General features: G+C 62.6%; 21 protein-coding genes. 16 read left to right on the top strand and 5 right to left on the bottom strand.

Features of this window, described 5'->3' with window-relative positions; genetic code table 11:
- Positions 1-41 precede the first annotated feature (41 nt).
- The 10 genes from ACWF6P_RS04505 (at position 42) to ACWF6P_RS04460 (ending at position 15,609) form a co-directional block, all read left to right on the top strand.
- Positions 42-500, top strand: coding sequence for a hypothetical protein (locus tag ACWF6P_RS04505; protein ID WP_058038394.1), 459 nt, complete (start codon positions 42-44; stop codon positions 498-500).
- 4 nt (positions 501-504) lie between these two features.
- Positions 505-1,101, top strand: coding sequence for a hypothetical protein (locus ACWF6P_RS04500; RefSeq protein ID WP_452620140.1), 597 nt, complete (start codon positions 505-507; stop codon positions 1,099-1,101).
- Between the two features lie 84 nt (positions 1,102-1,185).
- The gene (locus tag ACWF6P_RS04495) at positions 1,186-1,797 is read left to right on the top strand and encodes a TetR/AcrR family transcriptional regulator (protein WP_378627820.1); all 612 of its coding nucleotides are present in this window, start codon (positions 1,186-1,188) and stop codon (positions 1,795-1,797) included.
- A gap of 18 nt (positions 1,798-1,815) precedes the next feature.
- The gene (locus ACWF6P_RS04490; RefSeq protein WP_378447589.1) at positions 1,816-2,676 is read left to right on the top strand and encodes a 3-hydroxyacyl-CoA dehydrogenase; all 861 of its coding nucleotides are present in this window, start codon (positions 1,816-1,818) and stop codon (positions 2,674-2,676) included.
- A gap of 184 nt (positions 2,677-2,860) precedes the next feature.
- Complete coding sequence (locus tag ACWF6P_RS04485) at positions 2,861-3,904, top strand: ParB/Srx family N-terminal domain-containing protein (RefSeq protein ID WP_452620139.1); 1,044 nt, start codon at positions 2,861-2,863, stop codon at positions 3,902-3,904.
- Positions 3,905-4,086: 182 nt separating this feature from the next.
- Positions 4,087-9,555, top strand: coding sequence for a glutamate synthase-related protein (locus ACWF6P_RS04480; protein ID WP_452620138.1), 5,469 nt, complete (start codon positions 4,087-4,089; stop codon positions 9,553-9,555).
- Between the two features lie 33 nt (positions 9,556-9,588).
- A complete protein-coding gene (locus ACWF6P_RS04475) occupies positions 9,589-11,361 on the top strand; it encodes a sulfite reductase subunit alpha (RefSeq protein ID WP_452620137.1) in 1,773 nt (590 codons plus the stop codon).
- Positions 11,362-11,407: 46 nt separating this feature from the next.
- Complete coding sequence (locus ACWF6P_RS04470; protein ID WP_452620136.1) at positions 11,408-12,301, top strand: hypothetical protein; 894 nt, start codon at positions 11,408-11,410, stop codon at positions 12,299-12,301.
- A 129-nt stretch (positions 12,302-12,430) separates the two neighbouring features.
- Positions 12,431-14,062: an ATP-binding cassette domain-containing protein gene (locus ACWF6P_RS04465; protein WP_452620135.1), complete on the top strand. Its 1,632-nt coding sequence runs from the start codon at positions 12,431-12,433 to the stop codon at positions 14,060-14,062.
- Positions 14,062-15,609, top strand: coding sequence for an ATP-binding cassette domain-containing protein (locus ACWF6P_RS04460; protein WP_452620134.1), 1,548 nt, complete (start codon positions 14,062-14,064; stop codon positions 15,607-15,609). The genes ACWF6P_RS04465 and ACWF6P_RS04460 overlap by 1 nt, the downstream gene beginning before the upstream one ends.
- Positions 15,610-15,697: 88 nt before the next feature.
- Here ACWF6P_RS04460 and ACWF6P_RS04455 read toward each other — a convergent pair whose 3' ends face one another.
- The 3 genes from ACWF6P_RS04455 to ACWF6P_RS04445 all read right to left on the bottom strand — a co-directional run bounded on the left by ACWF6P_RS04455 (position 15,698) and on the right by ACWF6P_RS04445 (position 18,375).
- Positions 15,698-16,159, bottom strand: a complete 462-nt coding sequence (locus ACWF6P_RS04455) for a hypothetical protein (protein WP_378541696.1) — start codon at positions 16,157-16,159, stop codon at positions 15,698-15,700.
- A 225-nt stretch (positions 16,160-16,384) separates the two neighbouring features.
- Positions 16,385-17,470: an ABC transporter substrate-binding protein gene (locus tag ACWF6P_RS04450; RefSeq protein WP_452620133.1), complete on the bottom strand. Its 1,086-nt coding sequence runs from the start codon at positions 17,468-17,470 to the stop codon at positions 16,385-16,387.
- Between the two features lie 74 nt (positions 17,471-17,544).
- A complete protein-coding gene (locus ACWF6P_RS04445) occupies positions 17,545-18,375 on the bottom strand; it encodes a siderophore-interacting protein (protein ID WP_452620132.1) in 831 nt (276 codons plus the stop codon).
- A gap of 171 nt (positions 18,376-18,546) precedes the next feature.
- On the opposite strand from ACWF6P_RS04445, the gene ACWF6P_RS04440 reads away from it, so the two are divergent.
- Positions 18,547-20,133 carry a helix-turn-helix domain-containing protein gene (locus tag ACWF6P_RS04440; protein WP_452620131.1) on the top strand — a complete coding sequence of 529 codons (1,587 nt, stop codon included), beginning with the start codon at positions 18,547-18,549 and terminating at the stop codon, positions 20,131-20,133.
- Positions 20,134-20,163: 30 nt separating this feature from the next.
- On the opposite strand, the gene ACWF6P_RS04435 is transcribed toward ACWF6P_RS04440, so the two are convergent.
- Entirely contained in the window at positions 20,164-20,478 is a 315-nt protein-coding gene (locus tag ACWF6P_RS04435) for a hypothetical protein (protein ID WP_378448288.1), read from the bottom strand.
- Positions 20,479-20,652: 174 nt separating this feature from the next.
- On the opposite strand from ACWF6P_RS04435, the gene ACWF6P_RS04430 reads away from it, so the two are divergent.
- Both ACWF6P_RS04430 and ACWF6P_RS04425 read left to right on the top strand, forming a co-directional pair.
- Positions 20,653-21,768 (top strand): agmatine deiminase family protein, encoded by a 1,116-nt coding sequence (locus tag ACWF6P_RS04430; RefSeq protein ID WP_452620130.1) that lies wholly within the window; start codon positions 20,653-20,655, stop codon positions 21,766-21,768.
- Between the two features lie 36 nt (positions 21,769-21,804).
- A complete protein-coding gene (locus ACWF6P_RS04425) occupies positions 21,805-22,377 on the top strand; it encodes a TetR/AcrR family transcriptional regulator (RefSeq protein WP_452620129.1) in 573 nt (190 codons plus the stop codon).
- 3 nt (positions 22,378-22,380) lie between these two features.
- Here ACWF6P_RS04425 and ACWF6P_RS04420 read toward each other — a convergent pair whose 3' ends face one another.
- Complete coding sequence (locus ACWF6P_RS04420; RefSeq protein WP_378541686.1) at positions 22,381-23,037, bottom strand: TetR/AcrR family transcriptional regulator; 657 nt, start codon at positions 23,035-23,037, stop codon at positions 22,381-22,383.
- Positions 23,038-23,204: 167 nt separating this feature from the next.
- Here ACWF6P_RS04420 and ACWF6P_RS04415 point away from each other — a divergent pair, with 167 nt between their 5' ends.
- The 3 genes from ACWF6P_RS04415 to ACWF6P_RS04405 are packed head-to-tail and all read left to right on the top strand — an operon-like array spanning position 23,205 to position 26,781.
- Positions 23,205-24,593: a flavin-containing monooxygenase gene (locus ACWF6P_RS04415; RefSeq protein WP_452620128.1), complete on the top strand. Its 1,389-nt coding sequence runs from the start codon at positions 23,205-23,207 to the stop codon at positions 24,591-24,593.
- Positions 24,590-25,744 carry a serine hydrolase domain-containing protein gene (locus ACWF6P_RS04410; RefSeq protein ID WP_452620127.1) on the top strand — a complete coding sequence of 385 codons (1,155 nt, stop codon included), beginning with the start codon at positions 24,590-24,592 and terminating at the stop codon, positions 25,742-25,744. Before ACWF6P_RS04415 ends, ACWF6P_RS04410 begins: the two co-directional genes overlap by 4 nt.
- Positions 25,741-26,781 (top strand): NAD(P)-dependent alcohol dehydrogenase, encoded by a 1,041-nt coding sequence (locus ACWF6P_RS04405; RefSeq protein WP_378530515.1) that lies wholly within the window; start codon positions 25,741-25,743, stop codon positions 26,779-26,781. Before ACWF6P_RS04410 ends, ACWF6P_RS04405 begins: the two co-directional genes overlap by 4 nt.
- Positions 26,782-26,790: the final 9 nt, after the last annotated feature.

Raw genomic sequence — 26,790 nt, 5'->3', positions numbered from 1 at the left:
CCTAGCGTGGACAGGACACCTCTGCGACGGGAGTACACCAGATGCGTGATGGGTTCAGGTTGCCGGGGTACGGCGGCGCCGCGGTCTTCCTTCGCAGTCACGCGGTTCCCGCCACTGTCTTCGAATCCGACGTGCCCACACTTGTTTTCGACGTCGGACTGCTCAGCCCCGATCGGTTCAATCAGTACCTCAGCCGGCACACGGACGAGGGGTTTGTCGAACGGCTGGCGGCGTTCTTCTTTCACGCGGCCGCAGACTTCCATCCCGAGAATTCGCTCCCGTCGTTCACCGACGAACGACTCGGGCTGATGATCTCGGTCTGTTCCAGCACTGATCGAGAGGTGGAACTCGACTTCTCACTGGCCGAGGATCCCGAATCGGAGGACACCGAACGCGACGAGATGACTTTCGAGACAAGCCGAGTCGTCCTCGCGACCTCGGCGCAGACGGTTTCTCGATTGACCGGTGGAGTAACCACCCACTTCGACGGGGAGTTGTAGAGACATGGGTTTTCTCTTCGAGGTACTCGATTTTCCCGAAGGCAGTCGGATGACTGATCTGTGGAACAACACATGGGCCGAGCCGGCAATGGGCGAGGAGATTGCGTCCGGTCACTTCATTCATCTGGGTGACGATCAGCACGTCGACGTGGAGACCGATTTTCTCAGTAGTCACCTACCGTTCAACGTGGCAGGCTTCGGCGGAGTCTTTCCCGACGGCAAACCCTGGATGTTCGTCATGCAGAAGGCACCGGCCGACCTCGCGACCAGGCTTCGCGGCGAGGACGATCCACACTCACTTTTGCGCGGATCACTCGACCGCGCCATGTCTTTCAACCCTGATGCACTGGTAGCCGAGGAATTATCCTGGAGGCACGCCGATCTGGTGAAGGTGTACGAGGAAGAGGGGATCCCTGCGGTATCCGTTGCCGGTTGGTCGGCTGCAGATCTCCTGCGTGGCCTCTTGGCACAGTGTTGCAACGTCGAACTTGCCACCGTCGTCGCCGGATACCCGGAGTGCGCCTACGCCGAATCGGCGCATGCGTGCGAAGCGGACGTGTTCTCCGACGTGTTCGCCGGTTGGGTCAGCGGACTGCGGTGATGTGACGGAGGAGACTCCACCCTCCAGATATTTCGGAGTAGACTCATTTATGAGCGTGATCCGAAATGAAGCGAGGTGAGCGGGATGACGAAGCCGGACCAGGAGTTGGGCCGTCGCGAACGCAACAAGCTCGAGAAGCAGACACGCATCTTCGACGCCGCAGCCGAACTGTTCGCAGAAAAGGGCTACAGCGCGGTCACAACTCAAGAAATCGCCGACCGCGCCGATGTGGCCGGCGGCACACTCTTTCGTTACGCCGCAAGCAAAGCCGAGCTACTTCTCATGGTGTACAACGCGGAGTACCGCAAGCAGATCGAGCTGGGAGAAGAGCGTGAGGCCAAGTCGACGGGCACAGAAGACCGTGTGCTCGAGCTTGTTTCACCCCTGCTGATCGCAAGTCGCCGAAACGACGAGAACACCGGCATCTACCAACGCGAAGTGCTGTTCGGCGAGCCCAGCGAGTGTTTCCGGGCCGAAGGCCTCGAACTCTCGCAACGCCTGCAAACGCGGATTGCACAAATCCTGCACGAGGGTCACCCCCACCACCCCACCCGAACCACCACTGCAGCGCGAACGATTTCCAACGTGCTGCACTTCGAAATAGCCCGCGCGGCATTGGACCGGATCACGGCAGACGAGCTCACGAACATCGTTGCCGCACAGGTCCGATTGACCCTTGCCGGACTACCCACCTAAAAGGATTGAGGATCGAAAATGACTGAACTGAAGCAGATCACCGTTCTGGGTACCGGAGTTCTCGGCTCGCAGATCGCCTATCAGACCGCCTACCACGGCTTCGACGTCGTCGCGTACGACATCAATGCGGAGGTCATCGAGAAGGCCAAGACTCGGTTCGATTCGTTGGCCGCGGCCTACAAGGCCGAGAACGTCGAGGGCGCCAAGGATGGCAAGGCCGACGAAGCGCTGCAACGGATTACGTACTCGTACGATCTCACCGAAGCCGTCGCCAAGGCCGATCTGATCATCGAGGCAATTCCCGAGGACATCGCCATCAAGCGCGACACCTACGAGAAGCTCGCCGCAGTAGCCCCTGAGCACACGGTGTTCGCCACCAACTCCTCGACGCTTCTGCCGAGCGACCTCAAGGAGTTCACCGGCCGCCCCGAGAAGTTCCTCGCACTGCACTTCGCAAATCACGTGTGGGTCAACAACACTGCCGAGGTCATGGGCACCGAGTCCACCGACCCCGCCGTGTACCGCGAGGTCGTCGAGTTCGCGAAGAACATCGGCATGGTGCCGATCGAACTCAAGAAGGAGAAGGCGGGCTACGTACTCAACTCGCTCCTGGTCCCGCTCCTCAACGCGGCCTCCGACCTGCTGATCGACGGCATCGCTGATCCCGACATGGTCGACAAGACTTGGCGCATCGGCACCGGAGCCCCGTTCGGCCCCTTCCAGATCATGGACGTCGTCGGATTGACCACCGTCTACAACATCTCCTCCCAGGGCGGCGAGAAGCAGCGCGAATTCGCCGACTACATCAAGAAGAACTACATCGACGAAGGCAAGCTCGGCGTTGCTGTCGGCGAGGGCTTCTACAACTACAAGGGCTGACCGACTGCAGGGCTGACCGACTGCAGGGCTGACCGACTTACCGGCTCACCGCGCGGTGACTACGACGTGAATTCACGTGGTAGCCACCGCGCGGACGTCTGTTGTCCGTAAGTCCGAAACCACCCTGAGCGATTGTGACGCAAGCTTCTTCACGTGCGAACCCATCCTCAGGAGAGATCCCCACATGCGTCGTTCCGCCATTTCGGCACTCACAACACTGGCACTGCTCGGTGCCGGAACACTGGCCGGCACACCCGCCGTCGCCGCTCCCCTCGCGTGTGGCGGCATCTCCACCGGTTCGTTCTCAGGTTCCGCCGGTGGTTCGGAGTACCTGTGCGCCAAGGAAGGTGACCTCCTGGACGTGCGCATCGGCGACGTTCACGCGACGCAACCTTCCCTCGGCTACGACGAGGTGTACTACAAGCTCGGGCGATACACGCTCGGAAAAGACACGATCAACAAGAAGTTCGACGACTGGTGTGAGGCGAACGGCCAGGTCCAGGCCGCGACCGCTACTGCGGCGTCGACGCTGAAGGACCCGTCGTCCTTCACCTGCCAGCTCCCGGTGGGTCAGGAAACCGCCGAGAGCATCGCGCCCATGAAGACCGTGGTCGTCGGCCCCCGCGGCGATCTCTACCTGACCGACGGCCACCACACCCTCACGTCCTTCATCGAGACGGCAGACGGGGGTCCCGACCTTCACGTGCGACTGCGAGTTCTCGGTAACCTCAGCGGCCTGAGTGAAGGTGCCTTCTGGACCGAGATGGAAAAGAACAAGTGGGTCTGGTCGCGTGACGTCGACGGAAACCCGGTTCCGGTCCAGTCCCTGCCGAAGAGCGTCGGCCTGGCGAACTTCGCCGACGACAAGTACCGCAGCTTGATGTACTTCTCCCGCGACATCGGGTTTGCCGCAGGCTCTATCCCCTTCCAGGAGTTCTACTGGGGTGCGTGGGTCCGCGACACCGCGCCCGTCGACCTCACCAGCTGGAATCGCGACGATCTCTCCAGCTACCTGAGCACCGTGAAGTCGGTGACCAAAGCACAGACTGCGTTGACGGGCGATGCCGTCGTCGACAGCGGATTCACAGCCACCGATCTTGGCGTCCTGTCGGCCTGGAACGACGGCAAAGCCGAGTCCAAGGGAGAGTTCGCAAAGCTGTCGAAGTCGTACACCGACGACAAGCCGGGCAAGATCGCTTACGCACTTGCCTACCAAGCAACCCTCTGACCTGCTCGGATCCAAGTCACACCCAACAGACTTGACTAAGGTAAGCCTCTACTCAGTAGTCTGATCCCATTCGGGTGCCGCTTCATCGAAGCAGCGACGCCCTGCCCTGACGGAATACATGCCGTCGTATCTGCCCGGTCGAACAATCTCCGGGCAACCAGGACAGGGAGAAGGTTGCTGCAGTGAGCACGTCCATCGTCGGTTTGTACGACCCCGCAGATGACAAGAGCAGTTGCGGGGTCGGGTTCATCACGCGCAAGGACGGCGTGCAGACCCACGATGTCCTGATCAAGGGCAGCGAAGCTCTCTGCTCGGTTCCGCATCGCGGCGGTATGTCCTCTGAGGGCGTCGGCGACGGCGGCGGCGTCTCGGTGGATCTCTCCCTCCGGTTCTTCCGCAAGGTCACCGGGCGCTCCGACCTACGTGCCGGACGCTTCTGCGTCGGCAACTTCTTCCTTCCCGACGACGACGCTCAGCATGCTCGCGCAGCCGCACTGGTAGAACGCGAACTACTCGACCGAGGATTCACCACTCTCGGAGTGCGCGACGTTCCGGTCGACAACTCGGCGATTCGGCCGGCCGCGATCGCACATCAGCTTCCGATCAGGCAGTGGATCTTCGAGGTCCCCACTCCGCGTCCCGAACCTGCGGTCGTCGATCGCCTCGTTCACGAAGCTCTGCTCGCCATCGAAGCCATCGCGTACAACACGCCTGCGCTGCGCGGGTTGTACCCGCTGTCACTCAGCGCGAGAACTCAGGTTCTCAAGGGCCGCTTGAACTCCGACGAAGTGATCCCGTACTTCCGAGACCTGGTCGACCCCGATCACGCGGTGCACACGATGTACTTCCACACGCGATTTTCGACCAACACGGACCCGCATCCCACGATGGCGCAGCCGTTCCGCTTCATGGCTCACAACGGAGAACTGAACACCGACAAGAAGAATCGGCTCTCCGAAGCTGCAGTGGCCAGCGCAAAACGACGTGCGATCGTCCGTCCGCCCGGCCAGTCCGACAGTTGCCGACTCGATCAGACTCTGGAAGCTCGCGTCATCGAGGACAGCGTCGACCTGGTGACGGCTGTGGTCTCGATGATGCCGCCGGCCTGGGAAAACGACATCACCCTCTCCCCCGCAGTGCGGGCGATGTTCGAGTACTTCTCGCTGTACGAGGAGAAGAATGACGGACCGGCAGCGCTGGTGTTCGGCGACGGCACCATCATCGGTGCACGCCTGGATCGCCTCGGTCTGCGTCCACTGCGCACGATCGAGACACACGACTACGTATGCGCATTCTCCGAAGCCGGTCAGATCGCATTCCCACCCGAGACGGTGATCCACCGTGGCCGCGTCGAAGCCGGCGGAATGCTCTACTTCGATCATCGAGATCGCCATACCTACACCGCTCGTGAAGCTCTGGAGAAGATTGCCGCGCAGCGTGACTACCAGTCGTTGCTCGCGCACTCGCGAATCCTGATCGAAGACATTCCCGCCGTACCTGCGGAGAAGGTGAGCTCTCCGACGCGCTACAACGGCACTTTCGAGGTTCATCAGCGCTACATGGCGTACTCCCTGGATCAGGAGAGTTTCAAATTCCTGATGGATCCGATGCTCACGCACGGAGCCGAGAAGGTATCGGCCATGGGGTACGGCAACGCCATCAACGCGTTCAGTGACCGTGAAGGCGGTGTGGCACGGTACTTCTCGCAACGATTCGCCCAGGTCACCAACCCTCCGCTGGACAGCATCCGTGAGGCGGACGGTATGACTCTCCGGGTCGCATTGGGAGCGAAGATGACGGCCGGACAAGGCAAGCAGATCGTCATCTCGTCACCGATCCTCCGGCATCTGGACATGCTCAAGATCCGCGAGCAGAACCACACGCCTCACCGCCGATTCGAAATGCTCTATCCCGCCGAGGGCGACGCACAGGCGATGGTCGACGCGATGACCGCGCTCGGCGACGCAGTTGTGGCTTTCGCGGCCGAGCAGGGCGGGATCGCAGTCCTAACCGACCGCCACGTATCTCACGAGCGTGCAACACTTCCCGCGATCATGGTCGTCGGAGCACTGAACCAGCGCCTCATCGACGCAGGCCTGCGATTGCGTGTTTCTCTCATCGTGGAGAGCGGCCAGATCGAGTCTTCGCACCACCTTGCAGCTGCGCTCGGATTCGGCGCTTCCGCCGTCTACCCGCTCTCCGTTCAGTTACGGGCTGAGGAGAAGTTCGCGGCCGACCCGGATGCCGCGTTCCGGCGCTTCGCGAAGGCCGCCGAAAAATCCCTCATGAAGACGATGGGACGCGTCGGCCTGTGCACCGTCGAGAGCTACATCGGCGGCGAATTCTTCGAACCCAACTTCCTCGATACGTCCGACCCTGTTCTGCGCCAGTGGTTCCCCAACATGAAGTCACCGGTGGGCGGCGTCGGATTCGAGACGGTTGCGGTGACCTCGAAGCAGTGGCACGAGCGTGCGAGCGAAGTCGGGGGTGAGAAGGACCTGCCACTGCTCGGCCTGTTCAAGGAGCGTGCAGACGGCGCAGGGCATTCGTTCGGTACCACCGCGGTCCGCAAGTACGTCGAGCTCACCGAGGAGAAGATCGCGTTCGACAGCCCCTCGGGAACAGAACAATTCGAGGCTCTGCGTCTCCTTCCCCTCGGACGGCTCGACGACGCCTTCCGCCTCGACGCCGGGGCATACCGGGCGACGAGCTTCGACCGGCTGACCACCGAGCAGATCGACGACTTCGACATCACCGCCGGGTACCGGGACTTTTCCACTGTGATGGCTGCGGAACGATCGCGTCGTCCCGCCGCGTTGCGCGATGTCATCTCCGTGCCCGGTGATGTCACGTTTGCGGTGACGACAGCCGAGTTCACCGAGCAGATCAGTCGATTCTCGGTGCGCGGCAACACAACGATCGTGATGCGCGGAATCCAGTGCGAATCCGGCGCAGACGACCGGTACACGCTTGGCCTGGACGGTCCCCTGGCCGACGACGCCGCTCGGGTGGTAGCACTCGGCGATGCTCTCTCCGCCGCCTTTGCCGACGACGTCACCATCGAAGCCACCGCGCCGGATCTGGTGCTGAAGGCAACCGGTGTTGCGGCAGAGTTCCTGTCCAAGCTGAGGGTCGCACCGGCAGGCGTGCCTCTCTCCGAAGTACAGAGCGCCAGCGCCATCACCCCGAAGTTGGCGTCGGGAGCCATGAGTCACGGCGCTCTCAATGCTCCGGCACACGAAGCCGTCGCACATGGCACGAACATGGTCGGCGCGATGTCCAACAGCGGTGAAGGTGGTGAACACCTGTCTCGTTACAACACAATTCGAGCTTCGCGTATCAAGCAGTTTGCATCCGGCCGCTTCGGAATCTGGGCGGGATACCTCGCCGATCCGATGCTCGAAGAGATCGAGATCAAACTCGGCCAGGGCGCAAAACCCGGTGAGGGCGGGCAGCTTCCAGCCGCCAAGGTCACCGTCGACATCGCTGCGGCCCGCGGCGGAACGCCCGGCGTCGAACTGGTTTCGCCGCCGCCGCACCATGACACGTACTCCATCGAGGACCTCGCTCAGCTCATCCACGACTGCAAGGCAGCGCGCATCCGGGTGATCGTGAAGTTGGTGTCCTCGGAAGGAATCGGCACCATCGCCGTCGGCGTTGCCAAGGCCGGCGCGGACGTCATCAATGTCGCCGGAAACACCGGTGGCACCGGTGCTGCCTCGGTGACCAGCCTCAAGTACGCGGGCCGTGCGGCGGAGGTCGGTATCGCCGAGGTCCATCAGGCTCTGTGTGCCAACGGCCTTCGGCAGAAGGTTGTTCTGCGATGCTCGGGCGCGCATCAGACCGGTAGCGACATCATCACCTCGGCGCTGCTCGGCGCGGACAGCTTCGAGTTCGGTACGTCGGCGCTGATGATGATGGGCTGCGTCATGGCCAAGAACTGCAACGTCAAGTGCCCGGCAGGTCTGACCACCAACCCGGAACTGTTCGACGGCGATCCCCGCGCCATGGCGCAGTACCTTCTCAATATCGCTCACGAAACTCGGGAACTGTTGGCAAATCTGGGAATGCGATCTCTTCAGGAAGCGCGAGGCCGAACCGATCTCCTGCATCTGATCGATCACCCGTCCATCGTCGGCAATTTGAATCTGGATGCGATGTTCGCGTCGGCGCCGGACATCACTATCGCCAATCCCGTGTACCTCGAGCGTGAGTACGCGCTGGACGAGAAGATCATGGGCGAGGTTCGCGCGGTGCTCTTCGACCGCGGCGAGGCCTCGGTCACCGTGTCCGGACCCGAATTCGCCGAAGGTGCACTGCGCCTGGGTAACCGGAACAAGAGTGTCGGCGGGCAGTTGGCGGTCGACCTCGAACGTGAACTCAACTACGGAGCGGCCGGACTTCTCGCTCCGGGAGTACTGACCGACGAGCGCGGGCGACGGTATCTGGCTCCGGGCAGCGTGCGCGTCCTGACGACTGGATCTGCGGGCCTCTCGTTCGGCGCATTCTGCAATGACGGCATGCACCTGGAGCACACCGGGACGTGCAACGACGGTGTGGGAAAGAGTATGAGCGGCGGAGTGATTGCCGTGCGCAGCCCAGGCGGCGGCTCCAGTGACGCCGGCGGCAACGTGTTGATCGGCAACTTCGCGCTCTTCGGCGCCACCGGTGGACGAGTGTTCGTCGAAGGTGAAGCAGGCGATCGCTTTGCGGTCCGCAATTCTGGCGCCAGTGCTGTCGTCGAAGGTGTCGGCGACTTCGCCGGCGAATACATGACAAACGGTGCTGTCGTGAATCTCGGCGAGTTCGGCAAAGGTGTCGGCAACGGCATGAGTGGCGGGTTCTTCTATCAGTACGACCCTCGCGGCGAACTGGCGCTGCGAGCAAGTACCGATTCCGTGCTACTGGGTTCGATCACGGCTGCGACCGACCCTCTTGCCGCCGTCCACAACCACGCAGTGCAACTCTTGCTCGAACTGCATGTGGAGGCAACGGGATCCGCGCTCGGAATCCGGCTGCTCGAGAACTGGGAAGTCGAACAGCACTCGTTTGTCTACGCGATGCCCAAGGCGCTGATGCTCTACCAGGACAGCGACGCCATCCTGGCTGCCAAAACGCACAAGGAACTTCTCGAAGAATTGGCGTCCGCCATCGCAGCACGTCAGGTTCGCACGTTCAAACTCGCTGTGCGCGACGGGCGCCCTGCACTGGGCGGTGCGGTCCCCGCCTACGGCGAGACCGATACTGCGACGATGTATGCGTTGCTCAGTGAGTACACCGTGCTTCACTTTGCGCAACAACTCGCCGCCGCCCGCACGCCGGGTGCGTCCGGACCCGACGATCCGGCGCTGCAGAAAGCTGCCCGCAACCTGGTGCTGACCGAGGACTTTGCACTCGTCCAGCACCTGGTCAAGTACTCGAAAGAGATTCTGGCCGGCTACGACGACGAACAATTGGCAGCGCTGATTGCAGCCAAGCGGGTCGACGACTACAAGCAGGCGTTGAGTCTGCGCAACGTGCTGGCGATGGACAGCCCGGCGACGTACGGGTGGATTCTGTTTCAAGACAACAAGAACCGGGACAAGCTCGGATCGCTGCCGAACTTCGACGAGTTGTTCGCCTCGCGTGCGATCCCCGACCTGGTCTCCTGACCTCCTCCCCCGAACGTAGGTGAGCTTCATATCATGGAAATTCCGTACATCCCCGAATACGCACCCTTCACCGGCGACCAGCGCGCGTGGCTTTCCGGATTCTTGGCCGGCCTACACTCACGAACCGTCATGACCGGTCAAACCGGTACTGCAACAGCAACAGTGGAGAGAACTGCTGGCGCAGCCGTGCACATCCTCTTCGGAAGCCAGACCGGTAATGCGGAGTCCGTCGCCGAGGACGTGGCCGCTGCTGCCCGTGCCCACGGTTTGGAACCGCTCGTCGCCGGCCTCGATACCGTGGACATAGGCGACCTCTCGGCGATGCGCCGGGTACTGGTGATCACCTCGACGTACGGCGAGGGCGAAATGCCTGACAACGCGCAACTGTTCTGGGAAGCAGTCGAATCCGAGAGTGCACCCAGATTGGACGGTCTCTACTTCGGCGTGCTCGCGCTCGGTGACACCAGCTACGACGGCTACTGCCAGTCGGGCAAGAACATCGACGCCCGTTTCGAAGCGCTCGGCGGGACCAGGGTTGTCGACCGCACCGATTGCGACGTCGACTACGAGGATGCCGCTGCCGAGTGGATCGTTCGTGCAGTCGCTGCGGTGGCCGGTGTCGACGGTGATGCGGGGGCGGCTGTCTCGCCGGTTGCGCCTGCTCCGACGAAGACCAAGTCCCAATGGACACGCAAGAACCCGTATCCTGCAACAGTCCTCGACAACCGACTGTTGTCCGGCGAGGACTCCGCCAAGGAAGTCCGACACTTCACCTTTGCACTCGGCGAGGTCGGTCTGGATTACGAGGCCGGAGATGGATTGGGCATCCGCCCGATCAACGACCCTGCTCTCGTCGAGGCGATCATCCATCAGCTCGGTGTCAGCAGTGACTACGTCGTCACCGCGAAAGACGGCTCTTCCGCACCGTTGGACCAGGCGTTGACCAGCGATTACGAGATCTCGATTCCCTCGCGCGATTTGATCGACGACATCGCCCGACGCAGCGGAGACGCCGAACTGCAACACATTCTCGACACCGAAGATCGGGAAGCGCTCGACGCGTGGCTGTGGGGCAAGGACGTTCTCGATCTCCTGCGGTTGGACAGCAGCGTTCGGATGAATCCCGAAGAGTTGCTTGCTCTCCTGCGTCCGCTTCAGCATCGGGTCTACTCGATCTCGTCCAGTCCGCTGGCCCACGATGGCACCGTGCATCTGACGGTAGCGAGTGTGCGCTACCGCTCCGGCGAGCGGGATCGCGGTGGCGTCTGCTCGACCTATTTGGCAGATCGCGTCGGCGAGGGCGATCGGGTCGGAGTTTTTGTCTCCAAGAACAATTCGTTCCGCCTACCCGCCGATGACGCTGTTCCCGTCGTGATGATCGGCCCGGGCACCGGTATCGCTCCCTTCCGTGCTTTCCTGTACGAGCGTCGCGCACGCAAAGCGTCGGGGCAGAATTGGCTCTTCTTCGGGGATCAGCATCAGTCGAGCGACTTCATCTACGAGGACGAGTTGACCGGGCTGACCCGTGACGGCGTCCTGACGCGTCTCGATCTGGCCTTCTCGCGTGATCAATCCGAGAAGATCTATGTCCAGACCCGCATGCGCGAGAAGGGCCGGGAGTTGTTCGCCTGGCTCGAAAAGGGCGCGCACGTGTACGTGTGCGGCGACGCCACGCGGATGGCGAAGGACGTCGACGACGCGTTGCACGAGGTGGTCGCCGAGCACGGCGGATTGGGTGCGGATGCCGCTGAGGATTACGTCAACAACCTCAAACGATCGAAGCGGTATCTACGGGATGTTTACTGAGATGTGCCCACACCGTGGCGAATGTCGTTGCGCAGCTTTGGCGCGCATGTCCGACCTGGACGCACTGCTCGCGCGTCCAGGATTCCGCGGTGGCCTGATCGACACTGCACCCGCGGTAGTCGGCGAAATACTGCCACTCTTGGGCGACGTCGTAGCCATCACCGTTGCGGGGCCAGCGGCTGTCAACAACTCGGGCAAGTACGCCGTTCCCACGTTTCCCGGTGATCCACTGGTCTGCACGCCCGGACGTGTCTCTCTGCGTTTGAACCCTTCCGCCCTCGGTTCGGTGGTGACCACTGACGCAGAGCAGTACCTCCCGCCAACACTTCGGATGTTCGATGCCCACGGATCCAGTTCACACACCACCTATTTGACCCCGACGTCAGATCGTCTCGCCTTCGAGGCGATGCGAGCCGCACCGGAGACTGCTAGGGAGACAAGCCCTCCCGTCCAGTCAGTGAATACACCCGCTTTCTGGGCCGAAGCCGATCAACTGACACAACTCGACTTCATCCTCGCGGACGGCGGTAGCGAACGCCGCAGCGGTTTGGTCGCTCTGGGCGCCCTCGGTTACCGGCGAATCGATCCACACCTCATGGCTGCCGGGATGGAGCACCTGTCCTACCACCAACTGCCCGTCACGACCGTCGTCGCAGGCAACGGTTGCCTGCAGATCCACCGTGGCGATCTCGACGCCGCAGCGATGTTCGGGGGGACGTTGACTTTGGCGTCGGACACCTGCCGGACGATGATCGATCTGAACGGCGTCTCGGAGTGCTGGCTGACCCGCGCCCACGGCGTTCACGGACTGACCAGCTCGATCGAGGTGTACGACTTCCGCAGCAAGTGCGTAGCCGTGTTCACTCAGACTGGCCCAACCGAATCCGCGGTGATGGGTACGTGGGAAGACGTCATGAGTTCGATTTCGGCCGCGTCCTGACACCGACAGCTGCTGATCGAGTGTAAGAAATCGGCGTACCGCGATAACCAGACAGGATGGCCGAAGCCTAGCCTTGGATTTCGGTCACTTGTCGTGCCTGCATCCTGACGCTGATTCAAGGAGTTATCCATGCCCCGCCCTCTCGTCGAACCGTCGCTGGTCCCGGCCTTGCGCCCGGCGCTGCCTGCATTGGCAGCCGGGGTGGTCTCGGCGGCGGCGTCGGGAATCGCGATGCTCGGTGCGCTCTGGTGCGTCGTGCAGCTCATCGGTGAACCGTCGATGAGCTGGGCTGGATGGGCATGTGCGCTCTGGTTCGTCGGCGTAACGCTCGCGGCCACGTCGTCGTGGCTCTCGCACCACGCCGAGTCGCTCTTCGAGGCCAGGCTCCGACGCCAGCTCGCAGCCCACCTCGTTCGTCTGCCGGCAAGTGCGCTGTCCCGCTACAGCGGCGACGCACTGAGAAGGCTCGTCTCGGACGACATCTCGGCGCTGCACCATATGACTGCGCACCTACCGGCCGAGTTCTCGACGCTGATCGTGGTCCCCGCGGTCACGATCACGGTGCTGGTCATCTCGGCCGGCCCCGTGGCGCTTCTCGCTCTGGTCCCCGGCATCGTTGCCGCACTGTTCTACCTGATCGTGATCCCCCGAATGGCCGCGCGGCACAGCGCTGAAAGCGCGGATGTCATGGGCGACATCGTGACCTCCGTGGACGACTATGCCCGCGGCATCCGCGTCTGTCGGATCTACGGTGCGCAGACCGGTGCTGCCGCCGACTATGCAGCATCGACGGCACGGTTCACTCGCGGAATGCAGGAGCGCGTTCGACTCGTGGCTACCCCTGCGGCCGTCGCAGTTTCCCTCATGCAGGCGACGGCGACGTTCGCGATCGCCTATGCCGTCGGATTCCGCTGGGATGCAACGACGTTAGCCGCAACCATCCTCTTCAGCCTCGCAATCGTGACACCGGCCCTGCGGCTCGGGCACGGCCTCGACTACGTCACGGCGGGACGCTCTGCTGCAGTCCGACTCGCAGCAGCTCTGGACGAACCCACCCTCCCTGCCGGTGAAGCGCCAACCGTTCCGGCCTCGAGTCCCTCCGATCGACTGGAGATCGTCGACCTGACTGTCACGATCGCGGACCGCAGAGTCATCGACGACGTTACGCATGCATTCCGCCCAGCCACGATCACTGCGATCACGGGACCGAGTGGAGCGGGCAAGTCGACGCTCCTGAAAGCATTGGCCGGCTTCGAAGTCCCGGAGCTGGGTACCGTCCGCTACGCAGGTCGTAGCATCACTGCGATCGACGAGAACCTGCGGCCACAGTCCATTCTGCTCACACCCCAGGGCGCAGACGTGTTGCCTGCCACGGTGCGCGAGAACATCGCATTGGCCGCACCCGATGCAACGGACGCGGAATACACCGCCGCACTACGCCGGGCGCAGATCGACGTCAGCCTCGATGCCGACGCCACTTCACTCTCCGGCGGAGAACGCCAGCGCGTCGGGCTTGCTCGGGTATTCCTATCGCCCGCAACAGTACTGCTGCTCGACGAGCCGACCAGTGCACTCGACGATCGCACGGCCGCCGAACTGCTGAAGGAATTGCGACACCTCGCACATGACGAAGGAAAGACGATTGTGATCGTCACCCACGACCCCGCTCTCGCAGGCGATGCCGACGATCGACTCGACCTCGGCGGTCGAAACGTGCACGATGCCACCTCGCACAATGCAGCCCTGATTGGAGCCGAATAATGAACAGCGCCAATGCGGCCCGCCGACGCTTGATCACCATCGGATTCGGCTGGGTGTCCGTTGCCGTCCTCGAAGCGATCGCGTACACCACCCTCGCGCTCTCGATCGCCGATCACCGGTCACCGGTTCTTGTCCTGGCCACGGCGGCGATCGCGCTCTTCGTGACCGTGCTCGTCTCGCGAGCCGGATACTTCACCGGCGCCCGACTCGTCGGCGATCTCTACGACGCCCTCGGTGGCGCGTTCGCCCGCGCGAAGCTGTCCTGGTTCACCGACGACAACCGGGCACTGCTCGCCACCGTCGCCGGCCGCGGGATCCCGTCACTGATGAGCGTTCCTGCACACCAACTTCAGACCTTCCTCGTTGCACCACTGATCCCGCTGCTCCTGCTTCCCGGAATCGCGGTCGTTGCGGGACCCGGCGTCATGCTGCTCGTCGGCGGACTGCTCGCCGTGTCGCTCGCCGCTCAGACGCTGGCCCAACGCGCGCTCAGCCGAGCGGACGAGCGCCGACACGAAGCCGAACTCGCAGCAACGCAGTCGACACTCGAGCTCACCGACCATCTCGAATTACTGCGTACGGCAGCCGGTCCCACACGTTCCGTCGAACGTATCGAGCGAAGCTGGCGGGATCAGGAAACTGCACTTGCACGGACAAACCTCGCCGCGGCACCAGCGACATTCATTTCGGCGATCGCCACCATTGTGCCGCTGGCAGGCGCAGTGATTTTCCTCGCCGCCACCGGATTCGACGATCCCGCAGCCGCACTCGCCCTCGTCATCCTCACCGCTCGCGCCGCTGCGCCGCTCGACGAACTCGCCCTGGCCGGAATCGGAGTCAACGAACTGCGCGCAACGGTTCGCGACTACCGCGCCGCGACTTCGGCTCCCGCACTGCCTGAGCCCGCACCCCAGGACGCCGCGCGCCCTGTGGGGACGGACATCAAGGTCGTCGTGGTGGACCACGCTCCGGTTCTGCATGGTATCAACGCGGAGATCCCCGCTGGTGAGCGTGTTCTCGTCGCAGGGCGCTCCGGTACGGGCAAGAGCACACTTCTCGGGCTACTCATGCGCTTCGACGACCCTGACCAAGGCAGCGTCACTCTCGGCGGAGTTTCATTGCGCGACTTGCCCTACGACGACCTGGCGGCGCACATCGGCTACGTCCCCCAGGATCCACTCGTGTTCTCGGGCACTCTCGGTGAGAACATCGGACTCGGAAGACCGGGCGCTTCCGAAACCGAGATCGAGGACGCCGCCAGGCGTGCTGCCCTCGGTGCCGTTCTCGATCGCTCGACGCTAGGAATCCATCAGGACATCGGACACCAGGGTGCCGCTCTCTCCGGCGGCGAACGTCAGCGGGTGGCGATCGCTCGCGCCTTCCTCAAAGACGCTCCCGTCCTGGTGCTCGACGAGGCGACCTCGGCTCTCGACGAGGGCACCGAACGCCGCATCGCCTACGCCGTGCGGGAATTGGCGGCAACCGTCTTCGTCGTCACCCACCGCGACCCTGCCATCTGGGAGCCCACCCGCAGGATCACTCTCTGATGTCATTTGCCCTAAGGCGAGGTCTGCATGGACGGGCATGGCGAACACAATGAAAGCGTTCGACCCGCACAGCGAACGGACCTGTAAATCAGCTCCCCGTGAGCACCAACGCTGGGAGCATTGACGAGCCGACGACGGCCGACCCAACGCCCAGGGGAATCAGCGCCGACATCATGTTTCGGTAATCAACGGCTTCGATGGGCGGAAGTCCGGGGATAGGGTTGGGAACGGGCGCGTGGCGCTCCCAAGCACCACATCTGTCGGAAGTGAAACTAGTGTCGCCCCACATGATTTCCACTGTTTCCGGCCCACCGCCGAAGTTGTTGGCGATGATGTCCCGGCCGTAACCTGTCCGTTCCCAGTAGCAAGACCGGCCGCCAGACGTACTCCACAGACCAGGCAGCATCTGGCCTTCGCCACTGCCGACTCGGTAGGTGCCATCGGTACCGGCGGGAATGTAGGTGCCTGCGTTTGCGACACCGCCACCCACGAAAATCAAACCTGTAGATGCCGTGGCGCACAACAGTGCCCCGACCAACTTGTCCTTCACTGATTCTCCCACTACTCGCGAACTCGACCAGCGAACCATAAGCGAACGACCGGTCGGATCATTCACGCCTGCCCGAATTGTGAAGTATTTCACGTCGCAGTGAACGAAGCCATCGACAATGAGGCTCGGCGCAGATGCCCACAGTCATCGCCGCAACAAGAACAAACCCGTCGCCACATGATCATGTGGCGACGGGTGAGTGCTTTCCGATCTGCAGTTGTGTACCTACAGCTTCGCGCTGATGAGCGGCACGATATGTTCAGCCGCCCACATCGTTCCGATCGGGCCTCCGCTCGTGATTGCCCACAGAACATCCCCTCCGTCGGCGGTGCGAGGAGGCAGGCCAACCCAATGACCGGAGGACACAGCTCCAAGTGCTTGGAATAGCTTCCCGCCGGTCAGCTTGTTGAAATCTTCCTCGCTGCCGGCGGCACTGCGGCCGATCAGCAGGAAGTCCGCATCGATGTTCTCGAGAAGTTCCTCGCCGACAGTGCTCTGGGTGACGAACTCTCTTGCGCGCGGGTTCTCGGCGAAACCGAGCTCACCCAAGAAAGTTGCCGGAGCCGAACCGGGCGCTGAAAGGTACTGCAACCCATTGCCGGTTCCGTAGAAGATCGCCCAGGTTGCGGTCAGGCCAGTGAGGTTGGGGTTCTCCTGACGCACCTTCGCAAAATACTGATCGTGGTCGGTCACGATCTTTTCGGCAGCCTTCGAGAGGTCGAGTGTCTCGCCTAGTACGCGGATCGACTCCTTCCACGGAACCAGCATCCGTGACTTCGTGTCGGGGCTCGTCACCACCGGTGCGATGGAGGACAAACGTTCGTAGTAATCGCCCATCGACAAACCACCCAGGCCGTCGGCCCAGCCGACGGCGACGATGAGGTCAGGTTCGCTCGCGGCGATCGCTTCGACGGGAAGTGTGCCGCCCATCGCGAACTCGAAGGTGTCGAGTTCCTCCGCGTCGTAAGGCACCAAGTACGACTTGGAAGCCGACTCCTTGACCATCGACGAAGAGAGGACGGGTTTGACGCCGAGGGCGAGGAGCATTTCCGTGTCGACGGCGTTGGGCACGATGGCGGCGATCCGCTCCGGCCGCTTCTCGAGAATGCTTGTACCGTAGGGCGATTCCAAGGTGAGCGGGTAGGTGGTTGTTCCTTCCGCCGCAGGAAGGGCACTCCCTTCCGAACCGGGAGAGGATGCCGTTTTCGAGTCTTCGGCCGAGGCCGAGCACCCGGTTACGAGGAGCGCTGCGGCGAGCGCGGCCCCGATCAGTCCGGTGATCCGTGATCGTCTGGTGCGCAGGACTGTCATTTCTGCCTTTCGGTGTTATCGAACACTTTCGGTGTTATTGAGCGCCTTGGGTGTTACCGAGTGATGGATCCAGGTCAGGAATCTGCGCGCACGGTGTCCCCGCGCTTCCAATAGCCGGTGAAGTCGATGTCGGTCTTCGCGATCCCCCGATCACGGATGAGGTATCGACGGAGCGATCGAACCGTCGCCTGCTCTCCTGCAAGCCAAGCGAATACGCGTCCGTCAGACCATTCGGCAGCACGGACCGCATCGAGCAACAAAGAAGTAATGCCGGGCTCGGCCTCCTCGCGTGGCAACCACGTGATGCTCACCCCGGGCAACTCGCGCACCGATTGAATGCGAACCGAGTCCGCAATTTCGACGAACACCTGCCCCCTGGCGTCGGCGGGCAATTCCTCGAGCAGACGTGCGATCGCAGGCAGCGCCGTCTCGTCACCGACGACCAACAGATGCTCGTAATCATTCGGAAGTCCCTGTGATACCGAGGGACCCGCGATATGCATTCGGTCGCCCGGGTTGGCGTCGCGCGCCCAAGTGGTAGCCACTCCACCGCCGTGAACGACAAAATCGACGTCGAGTTCCCTTGTTCGCGGGTCGTAGCGCCGCACGGTGTACGCGCGGGCGAGTGGACGGCGCCCCGCTGCGAAAGTCACACTGCCGTCGACCATCACCGGCAGGACCGGATCGGTTTCGCCGGGGTAGGCGAACAACAACCGGATGTCGTCGTCGAAGCCCGTGCTGGCGAAGGCAGGCTCGACGTGACCGTCCGCGTTGGTGAAGGAGTCGAGCTGCGCTCCGGTGAGCGTCACTCTTCGCATTCCCGGCGACACGTCTGTCACGCGACGTACCTCGAGTTCGCGCAAGGTAACGGGATACGCCGTTGTCGGACGGGTGTTTCGGGGCACGGAAAGACTCCTCGGAAGCGCACAGACGGGGGTTCGGCCCACGTTCGATCACGGCGGGAGGGCCAATAAATAAAGCTAGCCTGCCCTAATCGGCTACGGTTATCCGTGCGTGCCGACTTCTTACACTCATCGGCCGCCTACGCGAGAAGGCATCTACATCAGGAGGGCATCGTGGGACCACGGTTGGTGTTCTCCGCGGGTGAAGTACCCAAGATCCCTGCTGCTCGACTCGCCTCGATCGCGAATGAACGTGAACCGCTGCTGTTCTGGGTGCACACCGGACGCGCGGAACTGCAGATCGGCGACCGCGTCCGCAGCCTGACCGTGGGGGCGGCAGTGTGGGTACCAGCGGGAATCGCATACAGCATCCAGGTCGACCCGGGAGCGGTCGCGTTTCCCATTCCGATGCCCGCTGCCGACCTGCCGCCGACGTTGAACCGGATCATCGACTTCGAGATCCCGGCAGCCTGGCAGGACTGGCTCGTCCACCAGTTCGCGCACAACTTGGGATTTCTGCGCGGTGGGACGGCTGTGGGAGCCGGGCTACTCGAGCTTGTCGCGGGAGCCCATTCCCACGACGCCGACGCTTCGGTGTCGTACGCCCCACCGAAGTTGCCACGCTCGGCCGAGGCCCTCGAGATCGCTCGCACGCTTCTACGAACGCCTGCCGACGACACCGACCTTGCCCAGTTCGCCCGGCGACTCAAGATCGGGGTCCGCACTCTGCAGCGCAGATTCACCGAGGAAACGGGGTTGCCGTTCGTGCGCTGGCGCACCACAGCACGGATCGCGGCGGCGACCGTTTACCTGGACGCCGGACGCGAAATCGGTTGGACGGGTATGCAGGTGGGATTCGCGACGCCCGCGGGCTTCACCCGAGCGTTCCGTGAACACACTGGCATGACACCCAGCGACTACGCGCGGGCCCACCGACGCTCGACGCCGATCCAGGAGAACGAGACTCTGGCACAGGGCGTCGCACTGTTGTCGGAGGAAGGCGCCCAGTCGGACTCTGCACCGGCACCCCCGGCGATCCCCGCAACCGGAACGTGGGCAAGGGTCAACGACTTTCACGTCGTCGTCTGGATCTACCGAGGTTCCGCCCGGGTCACTTTCGGCGACCGAACCTGGAATCTGAGGCGGGGCGACGCGATGTGGCTTCCCGCGGGAGTACGCAACAGCGTCGAGATCGGGGAGGGTTCACTGTTACTTCCGCTCGGATCCCAGCCGGGCGCCTCTCCCGTCACCGCACCGCCGCCACGAGTGCTGCATTTCGCTCGCGAAGCGGAGGCGTATCTGTTGCACACGGTGGTCGCGAATTACACCCACCTACGCCCCGAGATCCACGATCCGGCGCAGATCGCGAGGCAGGTCCGAAGTGTCGCGGCGGTGCGTCCATCCGCCGGCCGTCAGACCGATCCCGTCGAGCGGATGCTTGCCGCGCTCCGAGCGGACCCCAAAGATTCGCGCACGCTGTCGGAGTGGAGCGCTCGACTCTGCGTGGACAAGAACATGCTCCACAAACGCTTCGTAGCGGCCACCGGCCAGAGCTACCCGCACTGGCGCGCTCAGTTGCGCATGACCCTTGCCCGCGCTCATCTCGAGGAGGGCCTTTCGGCCGGAGAGACTGCCCGCCGGCTCGGCTACGCGCACGCCTCCGGCTTCACCAAGGTCTTCGTCGCTACCCACGGTATGTCGCCGCGGGACTACCAGCGCCGTGGGTGGCGAGGCGCGACCGAAGGACTCATCGACTCGTGACCTTCGTCGGAGTAATTCCGACAGGCGCCACTACACGAACAATGCGGCAGCCATTCCGGCGAAAACCAGCGAGATGGCAAACAAGTAGAGACGCAGGATGCCGCGGTACCTCTCGCGAGCCTGCTCCACTTCGTACGAACTACTCAGAGTCCGGAAGAGAACTACGAGCATCAGAGCGACGGCTGTGAACAGTGTGACCACGATGACCCAGTCCGTCGTGGTTTCCACCGGCGCTTTGCCGTCGTCGCGAATTGCCCACTGAGCCAGAAAGTTCAGCAAGAACCCCAAGATGATGCCGAGCGAAGTCACCATCGGCTGACGGGTATCCCGAATGTCGTCGTTCATGATCACTACTTTCTTGACTAAATTTTCAGTCAGGAGCTATTCTCTGTGCAAGTAAGTCGGCGCCGGAGAAATCTGGTGCGATCGAACAGTAGCTGGATGTTGCCCCGCTCGCGCGCGATGAACAGATTCCTCGAAGACCAAGCGAGCACGCGAAGAGCAGAAGGAGTCACCGCAATGCACAGACGTCGGTTCATTCAGGCAGGCGCAGCTGCGCTCAGTGGCCTCTTTTTGGCAGCTTGCAGCGATTCCGATTCCGCCTCGAGCGGGAGCAATGGCGAAGACGATCCACGCGAGTGGGTGATGCCGGAAGAGGGGGATCCGCACAAGCGCACCTGGATGGCATTCGGCGCCAGTGAAGCGATCTGGGGAGCGGCTCTCCTGCCCGAGGTCCAGCGCAACCTCGCGACGATCGCGCAGACTATCGCGCAGTTCGAGCCCGTCTCGATGCTTGTTCGTTCCGAGGAACTGGACTTGGCTCGCACCCTCGTCGGCCCGTCCGTCGAACTGATCACCGCGCCTCTCGACGACCTCTGGATGCGCGACACCGGCCCCGTATTCGTGAAAGGCAACGGGACCAAAGCGGGTATCGATTTCAACTTCAACGGCTGGGGCGAAAAGCAGGATTTTGATCAGGACGGCCAGGTCGCAGCCTTCGTTGCCGCCCGTGCGGGAGTCGAATCATTGCCTACCGACCTAATCCTCGAAGGCGGCGGCATCGAGGTCGACGGCGAAGGCACAGCCATCATCACCGAAAGCTGTGTACTCAACAACAACCGCAACCCGGGATGGTCGAAGTCGGACGTCGAAGCCGAACTCGGCCCTCTGCTCGGTCTCGACAAGATCATCTGGCTACCGGGAATCGCCGGCAAGGACATCACGGACGGCCACACGGACTTCTATGCCCGTTTCGCACGCCCAGGTGTCGTGGTCGCAGGCCTCGACACAGACCCGGAGTCGTTCGACCACGACGTGACCGCACGTCACCTCGAGATTCTCCAGAACGCGACCGACGCACAGGGGCGGAAGCTGGAAGTGGTTGTCCTCGAGGCGCCGGTCGCGATCAGGCCCGACTTCGAATCGGATGATTTCGCAGCCGGATACATCAACTTCTACGTGTGCAACGGGGCGGTCATCGCACCCGAGTTCGGTGACCCCGAGGCCGACCAGGCAGCCAGAAGTGAATTGGAGCGCCTCTTCCCCGACCGCCGCGTCGTGCAGATCAACATCGACGCCATCGCCGCCGGTGGTGGCGGCATTCACTGCACCACCCAGCAGGAACCCGCGGACTAGAAACCCGTCCCGACCACCCTCGTAGAATTCGGACTCGTGTCGAACCGTCAAACGCAAATCTTGGAAGCAGCAGTCCGCGTCATTGCCCAACACGGCGTACGCGGGCTGAGGGTGGAGACGCTCGCTGCCGAGGCCGGAGTGTCGACGGCACTCATCTACTACCACTTCCAGAACCGCGCCGGTGTGCTGCGCCGGGCCCTCGATCACATCAACGATCGCGCCGCGCTGTACACCGAAAGTGCCTTCACCGAGACAGACCCTCGTGCGCAGCTCGAGCAGATGCTCCTGCTGGAGTTTCAGAATTCCCCGAAGATTCGGGAGAACAGCATCGCCTGGGGTGAACTCCGAGCAAGCGCAGTCTTCGCCGACGAGCTGCGCGAACCGCTACGCACCACGACGCAAGAGTGGGCAGACGACGTCGAATCTTTGATCCGCCAAGCGCAGGACGCCGGGCTCGCTGATCCGAAGGCAAGCCCGGCCGACGCCGCCGAACGACTCACCGCCCTGGTCGAGGGTCTGAGTGAACGCTGGCTCAGCGGCTCGATCCCCATCGAACGAGCCAGAAATCTGCTCACCGGCGCGATCAGTGTGGAGATCGATCCGAACTAGCCGCTACCGCTCGTCGACGCCCTTTGATTCCGGCGACAGAGCCGGGAACCAAATGTCGGTCAGAACCTCGGCGGCCTGAACCCGTGTCACGTCGATCGTCCCCTGCACGGCCCAGCGTGTGAAGAATCGCTCCAACTGACTCACGAGCAGTTCGACGCGCAACCTCGCCTCGTCGTGCTGTTCCGCCGGCCACCGACCCAGGTACTTGGGCATGGCATTCGGTAGTTGGGTCATACCGTCTCGCGCTGTCTCGCGGAACTCCGGTTCGAGTGCCACGGCCTCGTCCCACGCCGGCAGCAGGCGCTTGTTCTCGTCGAACCAGTCGAAGGCACGCTGCAGCCAAGCCGTGAATTCCACGCGAGAGTTCGTGTCGAGGACCCGATCGAGATCGATGTAGAAAGCGAACGCACTCGCCGCCATCCCCGCCGCGCCGATCGTTTTGAGCATCTCCACCTTGCTGGCGAAATGCACGTAAAACGTGGCTCGACTGCATCCGACGACCGAGGCGATGTCATCGACCGTCACCGCCGCGTATCCCCGTTCCTCGAACAACGTGCGTGCGGCATCCACGAGCTTGGCCCGCGTCGCGCGTTTCTGCTCGTCGCGAAGTGTTCCCCGCCTGTTCTTCGGGCCGTCCGTAGTCGTGCTCACGTCGCCCACCTTGCTCGCATTTCGACCTCCTGGCAAATCACCAACTCGCCGTCATCAAAAAACATTGCGTCATTCATTGACACAACGTCAGCGAATGGCGCACTATGACTCAAGTCACTTCTCGGGCTTCGATTCCTCTTCTCGCACGCCCGAGACAGAACAGAAAGCGATGGCGAATGAGCCCCTCCCCCTTGCCGAGCGTGTGCATCATCGGCGCCGGGCCCACCGGAATCACGACAGCCAAGCGAATGAAGGAATTCGGAATACCCTTCGACTGCTACGAAGCGTCCGACGAGGTCGGCGGAAACTGGTACTACAAGAATCCCAACGGGATGTCGGCCTGCTACCAGAGCCTGCACATCGACACGTCGAAGTGGCGCTTGGCATTCGAGGACTTCCCGGTCTCTGCCGACCTTCCCGACTTCCCCCACCATTCCGAACTCTTCCAGTACTTCAAGGACTACGTCGAGCACTTCGGCCTGCGTGAGTCGATCATCTTCAACACCAGTGTTGTTGCGGCAGAACGTGATGCAGACGGACTGTGGACCATCACGCGCTCCGACGGTGAAGTCCGCACCTACGACGTCCTGATGGTCTGTAACGGCCATCATTGGGATCCCAACATCCCGGACTATCCCGGTGAGTTCGACGGGGTCCTCATGCACAGCCACAGTTACAACGACCCGTTCGACCCGGTCGACATGCGCGGCAAGAAGGTAGTCGTGGTCGGAATGGGCAACTCCGGCTTGGATATTGCCTCCGAATTGGGCCAGAGATACCTCGCCGACAAGCTCATCGTGTCGGCTCGCCGTGGAGTCTGGGTACTGCCGAAATATCTGGGCGGAGTGCCCGGCGACAAACTGATCACCCCGCCCTGGATGCCGCGTGGCCTACGGTTGTTCCTGAGCCGTCGATTCCTCGGCAAGAATCTGGGAACGATGGAAGGCTACGGTCTACCCAAGCCCGACCACCGCCCCTTCGAGGCCCACCCGTCGGCCAGCGGCGAGTTCCTCGGACGCGCCGGGTCCGGCGACATAACCTTCAAGCCTGCCATCACCAAACTCGACGGAAAGCAGGTGCACTTCGCGGACGGCACCGCCGAGGACGTAGACGTGGTCATCTGCGCCACCGGTTACAACATCAGCTTCCCCTTCTTCAGTGATCCGAATCTGCTGCCGGACAAGGACAACCGATTCCCACTGTTCAAGCGAATGATGAAGCCCGGCATCGACAACCTCTTCTTCATGGGACTGGCGCAGCCCATGCCGACACTCGTCAACTTCGCCGAGCAGCAGAGCAAGCTCGTCGCGGCCTACCTGACCGGTAAGTACCAACTGCCGTCTGCGAACGAGATGCAGGAGATCACCAAGGCCGACGAGGCGTACTTCCTCGCCCCCTATTACAAGTCGCCGCGGCACACCATCCAGCTCGAGTTCGATCCCTACGTTCGCAACATGAACAAGGAAATCGCCAAGGGCACCAAGCGTGTCGACGGCTCGGGAAACAAGCTACCTGTTGCGGCGCGTGCAGCCGCACACGAACTCGAGAAGGCGGATCGCGCATGAGTCTGGTGAACGGTCACTGCAACAACGAGTTCGAAGCCATCCGCACGGCCTTCGAGGCTCAACTCGAATCCGGCGAGGAACTCGGCGGCTCCATCGCCATCACCGTCGACGGAGAACCCGTCGTGGACCTCTGGGGTGGATACGCCGACGAATCTCGCACCACTCCTTGGGGCAGCGACACCATCGTCAACACCTTCTCCATCACCAAAACGATGACGGCACTGTGCGCACTACTCCTCGTCGAACGTGGCCAACTGGACGTGTACCAGAAGGTTGCTCACTACTGGCCCGAATTTGCGGCAAACGGCAAGGAAGACATCGAAGTTCGCCACCTGCTGTCACACACGTCCGGGGTCTCCGGTTGGGAGCGCCCGATCGAACTGAAGGACATCTACGACCTCGAGGCGTCCACCGCCCGCCTCGCCACCCAGCCACCGTGGTGGACCCCCGGTACGGCGTCGGGCTATCACGCGATCAACTACGGCCATCTCGTCGGCGAGGTCATTCGTCGCATCGACGGGCGGACTCTCGGCAGGTTCTTTGCCGAAGAGCTTGCCGGTCCACTGGGCGCTGACTTCCACATCGGCACGTCCGCAGAGCATTTCGGTCGAATCGCGACTCTGGTTCCGCCGCCCGCATTGGAATTCGACCTGTCCACGCTCGATCAGGACAGCATCTTCATCAAGACCCTGACCTGCCCACTACTCGACTACCCCGAGGTCAACACCGCGCCCTGGCGGGAAGCCGAGATCGGCGCAGTCAACGGCCACGGCAACGCACGTTCTATCGCCAGGGTCCAATCCTTGATCTCGTGCGGCGGTGTGCTCGACGGCCAGAAGCTGCTCTCGCAGAGCACTATCGACCTGATCTTCGAGATCCAAGCCGACGGTATCGATCTCGGGATCATGACTCCACTCAAGTTCGGCATCGGCTACGGACTGCCGCACCCGGTTACCGCGCCACTGATTCCCGACGGACGCGCCTGCTGGTGGGCAGGTATCGGCGGTTCGATGCTGGTCAACGATCTGGACCGACGGATGACCTTCGCCTACGTCATGAACAAGATGGCACCGGGTCTGATCGGATCCGACCGCAGCAACGCTTACCTGAGCGCCGCATACAACTCCGAGGTCAGCGAGGTCAGTTCATGAAGGCAGCTCAGCTCATGGGGCCCGGGCTCCTGGAAATCAACGACGTGCCGGTCCCGGAGATCGGTCCGTCGGAACTACTGATTCGGGTTGGCGCAGCGGGAATCTGTCACTCCGATCTCCATCTCCTGCACTTTCCGTACAAGATGCGCGAAGAACCACTGACCATCGGCCACGAGATCGCGGGCACCATCGAAGCCGTCGGCAGTGCCGTCGACGGCCGTTCCACCGGGGAACGCGGCGTTGTCTACCTGTGTTGGTCGTGCGGACAGTGCCGAGAATGCATGAGCGGCAACGAGAACATGTGCCTCGCCGCCGGACGCACTGCAATGCCGCCCTGCCCCGGGCTCGGCCCTGAGGGCGGCATGGCCGAGTACGTCAAGATTCCGGCTCGCTCCTTCGTGCCCATCGGAGACCTCGACTTCCTGCAGGCCGCACCACTCGCCGATGCGGCGCTGACGAGCTACCACGCCATTCGCGGCGCCCGCGAACATCTTCAGCCCGGTGCCACCGCCGTGGTAATCGGCATCGGCGGGCTCGGTCACGTTGCAGTACAGATACTTCGGGCAATCAGTGCCGTGCGCATCATCGCTGTCGACGTCGGACCGGATCAACTCGATCTTGCCAAACGCTGCGGCGCAGACATCACGCTCGAATCGGGACCGGACACCGCGCGGCAGATCCTCGATCTCACATCGGCCAGAGGCGCAGAAGTCATCTTCGACTTCGTCGGTGTCGATGCAACTGCACAGATGTCGGTTCAAGCGGTTGCACCGAACGGCGCGTATCGCATGGTGGGCCTCGGAGGCGGAAACCCCGGAATCACCGCCGAAGCTGCCGGCGGACCAGGCTGGCCGTGGGGCGCATCGATCCGGAAGTCCTATGGCGGCACCAGAAACGACCTCGTCGATTCCATCGCCCTGGCGCAGGCCGGTCTGGTAACCGTAGAAGTAGCCCGCTTCGACCTCGCTGATGCCCGCGACGCACTCGATCGTCTCGAACACGGCAAGGTCACCGGACGCGCAGTGCTCGTACCCTGATCTTCGAAA

Source organism: Rhodococcus sp. NPDC055024 (assembly GCF_053608585.1).
Note: the sequence above shows the minus strand (reverse complement) of the source record. Positions and strands in the feature narration are given on the sequence as shown.